This is a genomic window from Hymenobacter miniatus (genome assembly GCF_016427455.1).
Taxonomy (GTDB): Bacteria; Bacteroidota; Bacteroidia; order Cytophagales; family Hymenobacteraceae; genus Hymenobacter; species Hymenobacter armeniacus.
On sequence record NZ_JAELXR010000003.1, the window covers coordinates 19,952 to 32,701 of the forward strand.

The 12,750-nt window shown below is 68.2% G+C and carries 3 protein-coding genes; 1 reads left to right on the top strand and 2 read right to left on the bottom strand.

Translation table 11 applies throughout. From position 1 onward, the window contains the following. Positions 1-58 precede the first annotated feature (58 nt). Positions 59-8,467: an FG-GAP-like repeat-containing protein gene (locus JAO73_RS05430; RefSeq protein WP_198976135.1), complete on the bottom strand. Its 8,409-nt coding sequence runs from the start codon at positions 8,465-8,467 to the stop codon at positions 59-61. Between the two features lie 137 nt (positions 8,468-8,604). Further along, entirely contained in the window at positions 8,605-9,066 is a 462-nt protein-coding gene (locus tag JAO73_RS05435) for a hypothetical protein (RefSeq protein WP_198976136.1), read from the bottom strand. 159 nt (positions 9,067-9,225) lie between these two features. On the opposite strand from JAO73_RS05435, the gene JAO73_RS23200 reads away from it, so the two are divergent. Continuing rightward, positions 9,226-12,690: a class I SAM-dependent DNA methyltransferase gene (locus JAO73_RS23200; RefSeq protein ID WP_198976137.1), complete on the top strand. Its 3,465-nt coding sequence runs from the start codon at positions 9,226-9,228 to the stop codon at positions 12,688-12,690. The last annotated feature ends 60 nt before the right edge of the window (positions 12,691-12,750 follow it).

The following is a 12,750-nucleotide window of genomic DNA, read 5'->3' on the forward strand; positions in this document are numbered from 1 at the left end:
AAAAAGGCCACCCGATACATCGGGTGGCCTTTTTGTGGGAGGAATTTCCATTGGTCTGCTATTCCACCTGTAGCGTGCGACTAAGCTGTCGGTCGGGGGCCGTCAGGCGGAGGAGGTAGGTACCGGCTGCCAACAGAGGCAGGTTGAGAGTAGTGCTGCCAGCGTTGGCAGCGGGCATTTCCTGCTGATACACCAACTGGCCGAGGGCATTGTATACCCGTACCGAGGCGGCCTGGCGGCCCAGGCCCGGCACCTGTACCTGCACGCGCTGGCTGGCGCCAGCCACGGGGTTGGGGTAGAGGCGCATTTCGGCATTGGCTTCGGTGCTGGTGCGGGCGGCCAGCACCGTGCCGCCGTTCAGGCGCAGGTTCAGGCCCGGAGCGGTGCCAGTGGAAAGGCTCACGAAATCCAGGTCGCCGTCGGTGTCGAAGTCGGCCAGGAGCAAAGGCCCGGGCGTGCCGCCCACCGCAACGGGCGTGCCGGCGCTGAAGCCAAAGCTGCCGCCGTTGAGGCGCAGCTGCACGGTGCCCGCCGTGATGGCCAAGTCGAGGTCGCCGTCGTGGTCGAGGTCGCCCACGGCGAGGGCACTGGGGGCGGCCGTCAGGGGCAGAACGACCGGCGCGGCGAACGAGCTCGCGGAGCCGGCGTTGCGGTAAAGGCGTGCCTCGCCGGTGGCGGCGCCGGTGGTGCCGAGCACGGCCAGGTCGAGGTGGCCATCGCCGTCGAGGTCGGCTACTTTGAGGTCCTTGGCCGCGAAGCCGGTGCCCGGGTTCAGGTTCAGGGCCACCATTTGGCCCGACAGGCCGGCGGCGTCGTTGTTGGCGTTGTACCACACGCTCACGGCGCCGGTGGCGGCATCGGCCACGGCCAGGTCGAGGCCGCCGTTGCGGTCGAGGTCGCCCACGGCCAAGCCCACGGGCAGGGCAAAGCCGTGCGTGAACGTGAAGGGCTTGTCGACGAAGAAGCCGCGGGCGTTCAGGTAAATGTCGATGGCCTGCGGGCGGGTGAGGGCAAAGTCCTGGTCGCCGTCGCCGTCGAAATCACCAAAGGCAATGGCATAGGCGCCCGTGGCCAGGTCGAAGGAATAGTACATGTTGGTGCTGAACGAATTGCCGGTGTTGAAGGCCATGTTCAAACGCGCTTGAATGGGGCCACCGTAGTGGTCCACGATGGCTGCTTCCAGGTCGCCGTCGTTGTCAAAGTCCACGGCGGCCATGTGGGCGGTCGAGGAGTAGGCGTAGGGAATCAGGGTGGAGTGGTAGGTGAAGGCGCCCGTGTGGTTGGGGGTGCCCATCCACAGGTACATCTGCGTCACGTCGATGTTGGAAAACGGGCCCGGGCCGCCGGCGATGATGTCGGGCGCCCCGTCGTCGTTGAAATCGGCGGTGATGAAGTCGCGGGGCGGGCCCAGGTTGATGCCGAAGGCATTGGGCGCTTGTGGCGCCACGCCAAAGTTGCCGACGCCCGTGCCGCCCACGGCCGCCGTGTACTGAAACACTTCGGGCTTGGCCCGCGCCCCGGCCACGCCGGCCGTGGTGGAGGCGGCCTGCAGGAAGGAGGGCACGCTCACGCTCACCTGCTCGCCGGGCAGCAGCGCGTCCTGGGGCGTGAGCTCCGGGGTGGCCGTGCCCACCAGGCCGTAGGAGGAGCGGCGCTTGCCCTGACGCATCGCCGTGTGGGCGTTCCAGGCGTCGAAGTTGGCGGCGGTCAGGGCTTGGTTGAAGTTGAGGCGCACGGCGGCGGTGCGCGACACGTTCAGGGCATTGGTGGCGGGGGTGTGGCTCAGCATCTGCAGGGGCGGCGCTATGGGGCCGTTGCGCAGCAAGCGGATGCCGGCGTTGGCGGTGAAGAACGACGTGGTGAACACGTCGAGGTCGCCGTCGCCGTCGAAATCAGCCAGCGCGATGGGGGCCGACAGCGTGGTGGCCACGGTCATGGGCTGGGAAAAGCTCATGTTGCCGGTGTTGCGCAGCACGCTCAGGCCGGTGTTGTAGTTGCCCACCAGCACGTCGAGGTCGCCGTCGGCGTCCATGTCGCCCACGGTCACGCCGTCGGAGGTGGCGGTGGGGTAGCCCACGTAGCGCTTATACTGGCCGAAACCGCCGGCGCCGTCGTTGGCGTAGAAAGCCAGGCCCGCCCGGTAGTTGTCCTGCAGCATCAGGTCCAGGTCGCCGTCGCCGTCGAAGTCGCCCAGGTTCAGGTTGGCGTAGCCGTACTCGTAGCGCGGCGGCGTGGCCGGCGCCACCAGCTGGCCCTCCCCGTTGTTGAACAGCACCGACACCACGCCGGTGTAGTAGTTGGCCTGCACGTAGCCGTAGGTCAGCGCATCGAGGTCGCCGTCGTTGTCGAGGTCGGCCAGGCGCAGCCCGTCGAGCGGGGTGCTCCCGGTGGCAATGGCCGGCAGCGGAGCCGCGAAGCCGCCCCGGCCCGTGCCCGGATACACGCGCAGGCCGGAGTCGTCGCGCAGTATCAGGTCGATGTGGCCGTCGCCGGTGATGTCGCCCAAGTCGTAGCCGACGGGGTTGTACCAGGTGCTGCTGGCAAGGGCGGCCGGTGCCTGGAAGTTGCCTTGGCCGTCGTTAATCAGCGGCTGCACGATGCCCGGCGAACCGTTGAAACGGTTGGTGCCCACGATGTCGAGGTCGCCGTCTTCGTCGAGGTCGGCCTGGCCGAGGTAGTTGAATTCCCCGCTCCCAAAGGCCAGTTGGGCCGTAAACCCGCCCTGGCCGTTGTTGCGGTAGAGCGTGCCATAGTTGTTGCCGCTGCTGGGGTTGGAAATGGTGAGCAGGTCTACCGCGTTGTCGCCGGTGAAGTCAGCCGCCAGGTAGCGGCGGGTCTGGCTGGGCGGGGTTATCGGGGCATCGGCCACCAAGGCGCCGCGGCCGGTGCCGCCGGTAGCCGCCCGGAAGGTGAGCACCCGGGCCGTGTTGCCCAGCACGGTGTTGCCGTTCTGGTCGAGCAGGCCGGGCAGCACGCTCAGGGCCAGTTCTTCGCCGGGCAGCAGGGCCGCGGTGGGGCGGTAGGTGAGGGGCGTGCCGCCGCTCACGGCACCGCTGCGCTTACCGCGCAGGTTGCTGGTCAGCAGCAGCTTGCTGGCGCCCGAGGCCTGGTCGATGGGCTGCGAATAGGTGAGGGCCAGCGCCGCGCTGGGCGCCGCCGCAATGGCGTGGCGGGCCGGCAGCGAAGCAAGTTGCACGGGGTTGGGCACCACCACAAACGCCGTGGGGCTGGTGGCCGTGCCGCTGGGCGTGGTGATGCTGATGGCGCCCGAAGTGGCCCCCGCCGGCACGGGCACCGTGAGCTGGGTGCCGCCCTGCACCGCAAAGCCCGGCGCCAGCATGCCATTGAAGCGCACCGCCGTGGTGCCACCGAAATACAGACCTGCCACCGTGACCACGCGCTGCACCGCACCGCTGGCCGGCGTGAAGCTGCTGATGGCCGGCACCGGCACCGTGAACGTGGCGCCCGTGGCCGTGCCCGCCAGCCCCGCCACCACAATGGGCCCCGTGGCCATGGCCGCCGTGGTGGTGATAGTAATTTGGGTAGCCGACACAATGGTGAAGGGCACCGACACGCCGCCGATGGTGACGGTGGTCACGCTGCCCAGCGAAGTACCCGTGAGGGTGATGACCGTGCCCACCGGCCCGTTGGTGGGCGTGAAGCCGGCAATGGTGGGCTGCAGGGGCCGGTTGAAGTAACTGTAGAGCCCGCTCTTGTAATTGCTGCCGTTGGCGGCAATGAGGCTGTCGCCGCCCACAATGATGTCGAGGCTGCCGTCGAGGTTGAAGTCGGCCACGGTCATGTCGCGCGGCACGGTGCTGGGCGCCAGCGTGAGGGGCGTGGCAAACGTGCCGGCCCCGTTGTTGAGCAGGATGTTGGCGCCGGTGTAGGACATGGTCTGGCCGGTGGCCAGGTCGAGGTCGCCGTCGGCGTCGAAGTCGCCCACGCGCAGGGCGCCGAAATAGCCGTTGGGACCCACGGCCGTTGCCGTGCCGAAGTTGCCCTGGCCGTCGCCCTTGCGCAGCTTCAGGCTGCCCTGCGCGGAGGACGTGGCCGTGCTGGCCACTAGGTCGAGGATGCCGTCGGCGTCGAGGTCGCCGGTGTCGAAGATGAGCACGGGCTCGGCGAAGGAGAGGGCGGCCACGGGCACGAAGTCGCCGGTGCCGGTGCCCATGTTGCGGCCCACTTGCGCCGAGGTGAACTGGCCGCCGCCCGTGAGCAGGTCGAGGTTGCCGTCGTTATCGAGGTCGGCCAGGCGCAGGGTGTTGCTGCTGCGCACGGCAGCCACGTCGGCACGGCGCTGGAAGGTGCCGTTGCCCACGTTTAGGGTCACCATCACGCTGTCGGCGGTTTGTATCAGGGCGGCCAGGTCGGAGGTACCGTCGGCGTTGAGGTCGCCCACGGCCAGGTCCAGCACCGTGCCGTTCACGACGTGCACGGGCTGGGCGGTCCCAAAGCTGCCCGTGCCGGTGCCGGCCCGCCACCACACGCGGTTGATTTCGCGCCCCGAGCGGTAGGCCAGAAACTCAGCCGTCACCAGGTCGAGGTGCGAGTCGCCGTTGATGTCGGCCACGCGAATGGCGCGCACCAGCGACGTAGTCAGGGTTTGGGTGCGGGCCCCAAACCGACCTTGGCCGTCATTGAACAGAATGCGCAGGCGGTTCTGGAAGGACTCCTGCGTAATGATGTCGACGGCGCCATCCTCATCAAAGTCGCCCACGGCGCTGCTCAGGTAGCCGGTGTAGTTGGCGTAGCCGCCCCAGCGCAGGTTGCCCTGGCCCGCGCCGCCGGTGGCCGCCGTGAAGTCGTACACCTGCGGCGGCGCGCTGCTGGCACCCACCGGGGCCGGAATCGTCACCTGCACCCGCTCGCCGGCCGCAAAGTCCACGGCGGGGTCGAAGCTGAGGGTGCCGGTGCCGGCCCCCGTGGCCGTGCCGGCGCGCCGGCCCTGGTAAAGGTTGCTGCGCACCACCAAGTTGGTCGCCGTGGTCCCTTGGGCCAGGGTGAGGGTTACGTTGCCGTTGCGGGCCGCACTGTTGGAGTTGCGGGCCGGCGCCAGACTGCTGATGGGCAGCGGTGCCGTGATGGCGAAGCTGCCGGCACTGGTGGCCACGCCGCCCGGCGTGGTGAGCGTGAGCGGGCCCGAAGTGGCGCCGGCCGGCACCACGGCCGTGCACTGCGTGTCCGAAAGCACCGTCACGCCGCTGGCCGGGCTGCCGTTGAAGGCCACGCCGCGGGTGCTGCTGAAGCTGGTGCCGGTGATGATGACGCGGGTGCCCGCCGCGCCGCGCGTGGGCGAGAAAGCGGTGATGGTGGGAGCGGGGCGCCCCTGGTTGAGGCGTAGCTCCATAGCGTTGCCGCCAGCAGGATAAAGGATGTCGAGGTCGCCGTCGCCGTCGAAATCGGCCAGCTCGCCGTTGTAGAGGGCGGCGCCGGCGGTGCTCACCGAGTAGTCGGTGGGCAGCTGCAGCTGGCCGGTGCCATTGCCCAGGCGCACGCTTATTTTGGGCAGCGCGGTGCCCCCGCCGCTGCCGCTAAACGACACCGCATCGAGGTTGCCGTCGCCGTTCACGTCCACCAGGTTCAGGCCAGTGGGGTCGCTAGGTACAGTGGTCGATGCCACAGCCGAAGCAAACTGGCCGTTGCCCAGGCCTGCCCAAAACAGCACCGGCACGGGGTTACTGTTGAACACATTGGTGGTGGTCACCACGTCGAGGCGGCCGTCTCCGTTGAGGTCGGCGAGGTCGATGTTGGCACCGTAGGTAGTGCCCAACGACACGCGCGGCAGCAGTGTGAACTGTCCCTGGCCGTTGTTGAGCGCCGCGTGCAGGCCACCGCTGTAGGAAGTGGACACCACGTCGAGGTCGCCGTCGTTGTCGAGGTCGCCGAGGCGCAGCTGGCTGGGGTTGTTGAGGTCGAGCGGCGAGCCGAATAAGCTGAAAGTACCCCCGCCGTTGTTCAGGGCCACGCGCAGGTATTGCGAGTAGTCCAGGTACGCCAGGTCGAGGTCGCCGTCGCCGTCGAGGTCGCCCACGCGCATCGGGCCCGATACATTGTTGGCGCTCAGTGGGCTGCCCATCGAGAACTGCCCCCGGCCGTCGTTCAGTAGCACGTCCACGCGCACGGTGGTGGTGGTGCCGGTCACGGTTTCGGCCACCAGCAGGTCGAGGTCGCCGTCGCCGTCCACGTCGGCCGGCAGGGGCTCGCTTTGCACCGAGCCCGCCAGCGTGGGCAAGCCCGCACCGGTCGTGAAAGTGCCCGTGCCGTTGTTGAGGCGCACCATTAGGCCAAAGGTGCTGCTGCCCGTGCTGAGGGTGCCCACCACGTCGAGGTCGCCGTCGTTGTCGAGGTCCACGGCGTGTAGGCCACCGGCCGTGCTGCCCATGGCCGTGGAGCCGGTTACCGTGGAGTACACCCCCTCGCCGGTGCCGCCGGTAGCGGCCCGGAACTCCACCACCTGCGGCTGCACCGAGCCGCCCGACGTGCCCGTGAGCGTGGCCGGCAGCAGCAGCGAAACCCGCTCGCCGGGCGCAAAGGCCGGGCTGGGCGTCAGGCTGAGCGTGGCGGTGCCCGCACCGCTCACGGTGCCCAGCTGCCGCCCCCGGCGCTGCGAGCCAAACACGCGCATCTCGTTGGCCGAAAGCGTGGAAATGGGACTGGCAAACGTGGCCTGCACCGCCGCGGTGCGGCTCACACCCAGGGCGTTGCGGGCGGGGGTGGTGCTGGCCACCAGCACGGCAGGCACGGGCCCGGCGGTCACCACGAAGGTTTGGGAGGAAGTGGCGGCCCCGCCCGCGGTGGTCACGCTGATGACGCCGGTGCTGGCGCCGGCCGGTACGGTGGCCGTTACTTGCTGGTTAGAATTTACCACGAAGGCGGCCGACACGCCATTGAAGCGCACGGCCGAAGTGCTGCTGAGGGCGGTGCCCGCAATGCGCACTGACGTGCCCACCGGGCCCGCCGCCGGCGAAAACGCGGTGAGCGTGGGTGCCGATACCGGGGGCGCCAGGCCGTCGCGGCCCATTATCACGCGGTTGGAGGGGCCGGCGGCGGTGATGACGTCCAGGTCGAGGTCGCCGTCCACGTCGCCCAGCGTCACGCCCAGCGAGTAGGGCGTGCCCTGCTGGGACTTCAATTCCAGGGCGCCAAACTGGAGCGCGAAGCTGCCGGCGCCGTTGTTGATGAAGGTGATGACCTGGCCGCCGGTGCCCTGGGCCACTGCCAGGTCCATGTCGCCGTCGGCGTCCACGTCGCCGGTGCTCAGGGCGTTGGGCGTGCTGCCGGTGGGCAGGGCGAGGGCGGTACTGCCCACGAAGCTGCCCAGGCTGTTGAAACGCACGCTCAGGGTGCCGGCCGTGGCGTTGGTGGTGATGAGGTCGAGGTCGCCGTCGCCGTCAATGTCGGCCAGCGCCAGGTCCGACGGTGCGGCGCCCACGGCCACGCTGGTGCTGCCCGAGAAGCTGCCGCTGCCGTTGTTGACGCGCACGCTCACCGTGTTGCTGCCGCTGTTGCTGGTGATGATGTCGAGGTCGCCGTCGTTGTCCACGTCGGCCAGCTGCACGCTGGTGGGCTGGCTGCCCACGGCCACCGTGACCACGCCCGTGAAGACGCCCTGGCCGCCGTTCAGGCCTATGCTCACGGTGTTGCTGTTGTAGTTGGCCGAGGCGAAGTCGAGGTCGCCGTCGCCGTCCACGTCGCCGGCGGCCACGCTCACGGGGCGGTTGCCCACGTTGAGGAGCTGCCCGGCCAGGTTGGCCACGCCGAAGTGGCCGTCGCCGTTGTTGAGGGCAATGGCCACGGTGGCGTTGTCGGCGTCGCCGGCCAGCAGGTCCAGGAAGCCGTCCTGGTTCACGTCGGCCAGCACGGCGCCGCTGGGCGTGTTGCCCACCACGGTGTTGAAGTTGGGGGTGAAGGCGCCCTGCCCGTTGTTCAGAAACGAATACATGCCGAACAGGCCGATGTTCGAGAGCAGGTCCAGGTCGCCGTCGTTGTCAATGTCGCCGAGCAGCATGTCGCGCGAGTTGGTGTAGGTCACCTCCGTCGTGTCGAGGAAGAAGCCCTTGCCCGGGCCGCCCGTGGCCGCCGTGAACTGGTACACCTGCTTGGCCGCGCCGGTGCCCGCCCCGCTGGTGAGGGTGTTGGGCACCGTCACGCTCACGCGCTCGCCGGCCGCGAAGGGCTGCGTGGGCGCGAAGCTCAGGATGCTGGTGCCGCCCCCGCTCACGGTGCCGGGCCGCTTGCCGCGCAGCTGGCCGCCGTACACCTTCAGGTTGGGGGCCGAGGCGGCGCTGATGGGCTGCGAGAAACTCACCGTGACCGGCCCCGAGCGGGGCGCGGCCACCGCCTGCCGGGCCGGCTGCAATGACGTGACCGTGGGCGCCTGGGCCAGGGCCGGTAGCTGCCCGGTGCCAAGGAAAAGAAAGAAGCCAAGCGCGAGCTTGGAAAGATGCGTAAAGCGTTGGGGCATACCTGGAAATAATGGATAAAAAGAACGGCAGTAAAGCTACTCTGCAATAGTTCTTTTCTCCGCATCACAGGCCCTGCTTTGTTTGCTGCGCGTGCATTCGGGGGCAGCGGTTTGTCGGCCGCAGCCCGGCCCGGGCGCTAGTCGCCTTTCTTCACCACCTTTTGCCTGATTTCGGGAGGCAGTGGCTTGCCTTGCTCGTAGGCGGCCAGGATGGCCTTCTCCCGGCCCCGGCCAAACGAGGCGAACTTGACGGTGCCGACCGTGACGGCCACTGCCGCGGTGCTGGCGCCCACAATGAACGGGGTGTCGTTGGGGGCGTGGGTGCCGCTGGGCACCACGCCGTTGCTCACCAGCCAAAAAATAAACGACACCGGCACCAGCAGCGCCCCGCCCAAGACGAAATACCCGCCCGTTGCCCGCTGCTTTTTGAACAGCCGGTGCACGGCCTGGGCGGTGTCGGCGTGGGCCTGGAGCGCCAGTGGCCCTGGCGCCACCGCCAGGCGGGCGGTATCGGGTGCGGTCTGGGCCTGGGCCGCGCAGCTACCGGCCAAGAACAGGGCAACAAACAGGAAGCAGCGCATCGAAACGGAGTGAAGCAAGCTGAAACCCTAATAGGAAGGCATTTTCCAACAGGGGCCGGAAGCTAATCATAAAAATCCTATAAATATTTTTATTGCTATGTATTGGGCTTGTGGGAGGGAAGGCGCCTGCTCCGGGAGGCTACGCCCTATCTTCCGCCCTGATTTCTACCCTGAACCATGACCTACCCCGACTTCGCCGCCCGCTGGCGCAACTCCGGCGGCGCCGAGCGCGCCAACTACGGCCTCTTCCTGCAAGACCTCTGCGACCTGCTGGGTGTGCCGAAGCCCGACCCCACCACCGACCAACCCGCCCAGGACCAGTACGTGCTGGAACGCGCCGTCACGTTTCAGGACGGGCCCAAGAAAAGCACCGGCCGCATCGACCTCTACAAGCGCGGCTGCTTCATCCTGGAAACCAAGCAGGGCACCGACTCGCCCGATTCGCAGCAGCGGGCCGAAAGGTCGGACCGCGCCGAGCTGGGCCTGGCCGCCGAGAAGCGCCGCAAGGGCCACGCCCTGCGCGGCTCCGTGAAGTGGGAGCAGATGATGCAGGCGGCCCGCCAGCAGGCACTGGGCTACGTGCGCGCCCTGCCGCCCGAGGAGCCCCGGCCCCTGTTTGTGCTGGTGGTGGACGTGGGCTACTGCATCGACGTGTACGCCAACTTCGCCGGCGTGGGCGATTCCTTCGTGCCCTTCCCCGACCAGGCCCGCTTCCGGCTGCCGCTCGCGGCGCTGGCCGACGAGGGCACCCGCGCGCTGCTGCGCCAGGTGTGGGCGGCGCCCCGCGAGTTGGACCCCAGCCGCCGCGCCGCCCGCGTCACGCGGGAGCTGGCCGGCTACCTGGCCGGCGTGAGCGCCCAGCTGGAGCGAGCCGGGCACGCGCCCGAGGTGGTGGCCCAGTTCCTGATGCGCTGCCTGTTCACGATGTTCTCGGAAGACGTGGGGCTGATTCCCAAAACCAGCTTCACGGGCATGCTGCGCACTTACTCCACGCCCGAGCTGCGCGAGTTTTTGCCCGATGCCCTGCGCGGCCTCTGGGCCATCATGGACACCGGCGGCTTCTCGCCCGACCTGAAGGCCCGGCTGCGGCGCTTCAACGGCAAGCTCTTCCACGACGCCACCGCCCTGCCCCTCACCCCCGACCAGATGGCCCTGCTGCTCAAAGCCGCCGAAGCCGACTGGACCGAGGTGGAGCCCGCCATCTTCGGCACCCTGCTCGAACGCGCCCTCGACCCCCGCGAGCGCCACAGTCTGGGCGCCCACTTCACCCCGCGCCGCTACGTGGAGCGCCTGGTGCTGCCCACCGTGCTCGAACCCCTGCGCCGGGAGTGGACGGCCGCCCAGGCCGCCAGCGCCCGCCGCCTCGACGAAGGCCAGCCCCAGCAGGCCCGCCAGGAGCTGGTGCGCTTCCTCACGCGCCTCACCTCGCTGCGCATCCTCGACCCCGCCTGCGGCTCCGGCAACTTCCTCTACGTGACGCTGGAGCACCTCAAGCGGCTGGAGGGCGAGGTGCTGGCCGCCATCAACGCCTTCGGGCAAACCGGCCTGCTCGACCTCGGCGGGGGCACCACCGTGAGCCCGCGGCAGCTGCTGGGCCTGGAGCTGAACCCGCGCGCGGCGGCTATTGCCGACGTGGTGCTGCGCATCGGCTACCTGCAGTGGCACCTGCGCACCCACGGCATCACCCAGCTGGCCGAGCCCCTGCTCGACGAGTACCAGAACATCCGCCAGCAGGACGCCGCCCTGCGCCACGACGCGCCCACGCCCCGCCTCGACGCCCACGGCCAGCCCGTGACCCGCTGGGACGGCACCACCCGCCCGCACCCCGCCACCGGCCAGCCCGTGCCCGACGAAACCGCCCGCACGCCCGTGCTCGACTACCCCAACCCCCGGCCCGCCGAGTGGCCCGAAGCCGACTTCATTGTGGGCAACCCGCCGTTTGTGGGGCCGGCCCGCATGCGCGACGCCCTCGGCGATGGCTACACCGAAGCCCTGCGCAAAGCCTACAAAGGCCGCGTGCCCGACTCCGCCGATTTGGTGATGTACTGGTGGTACAACGCCGCCGCGGCTGTGCAGCGCGGCCCCGCCGAGCGGTTCGGCTTCATCACCACCAACAGCCTCAAGCAAACCTTCAACCGCCGCGTGATGCAGCCCTTCCTGGAAGGCGACCCGGCCCCGCTCACCCTCACCTTCGCCATTCCCGACCACCCCTGGGTCGATGCCGCCGAAGGCGCGGCCGTGCGCATCGCCATGACGGTAGCCGAACGCACCCCCACCGTGGCCGCGCCCGGCCAGCTCTGGATTCTGAAAACGGAATCCGTAGCGGAAGGCGACGAAGCGGCTGAAGTGACTTTTGAAACGCAGCAGGGCCAGATTCTTTCTGACTTGTCGATTGGCGCTGCTTTAGATTCTGCCGCTGCATTGAAGGCAAACGCTGGTATTTCAAATCCTGGCGTAAAACTTCATGGCGCTGGCTTCATCGTAACGCCTTCACTTGCTTCAGAATTAGGCCTTGGACAGATTGATGGGCTTGAAAACCATATCCGTCCTTATCGCAATGGCAAGGATTTGACAGACAAGCCACGCGGCGTACTGGTCATTGATTTATTGGGTCTTTCTTCTAAAGATGTGTTGGAAAAGTATCCAGCCGTCTATCAGCACGTTGTCGAAACCGTTAAGCCCGAAAGAGACCAAAACAACCGAGCTACTTATCGTGACAACTGGTGGATTTTTGGCGAAGCACGGAGCAGTTTCCGTCCAGCTTTGCGGGGCTTGTCTCGTTACATAGCCACGGTTGAAACTGCAAAACACCGTTTCTTTCAGTTTGTAGATGAGCAAGTTTTGCCGGACAATATGCTGATTGCAATTGCCCTTGATGATGCCTATTGCTTAGGCGTACTGTCAAGTAAGATTCATCAGACTTGGGCATTAGCAGCAGGCGGCACTTTGGAAGACAGACCGCGCTATAACAAAACCCGCTGCTTCGACCCATTCCCCTTCCCCGCCGCCACGCCCGCGCAGCAGGCCCGCATCCGGGAGCTGGCCGAACAGCTCGACGCCCACCGCAAGCGCCAGCAGGCCCAGCACCCCAGCCTCACCCTCACCGACCTCTACAACGTGGTGGAGAAGCTGCGCGCCAACCAGCCCTTGTCGGCCAAAGACCAGACCGTGAACCAGCAGGGCCTCGCCTCCGTGGTCCTCAGCCTGCACCAGCAGCTCGACACCGCCGTGGCCGAAGCCTACGCCTGGCCCCCCGCCCTGCCCGACGCCGAGATTCTGACGCGCCTCGTGCGCCTCAACCACGAGCGCGCCCGCGAGGAAGCCGGCGGCCACGTCCGCTACCTGCGCCCCGCCTACCAGGCCCCCGGCCAGCAGCAAGCCGCCCTGGCCCTGCCCGCCGAAGCCACCGCAGCCACCGCAGCCACTACCGCCGCCACCGGCCCGCAAGCCTGGCCCGCCGAGCTGGCCCAGCAGATGCAGGCCCTGCGCGATGCCCTGCAGCAAGCCGCCCAGCCGCTGAGCGCCGCCCAGGTAGCCGCCGGCTTCAAGCGCGTCAAGGCCGACAAGGTGGAACCGCTGCTGGCTACGCTGGCGGCTCTGAGCCTGGTGCGCCAAACACCGGAAGGCACCTACGCCGGCTAGGGCGTGTGGACAGTATAAAAGCCCGTCATGCTTCGACTGCGCGGACGCCAGATGAGCATG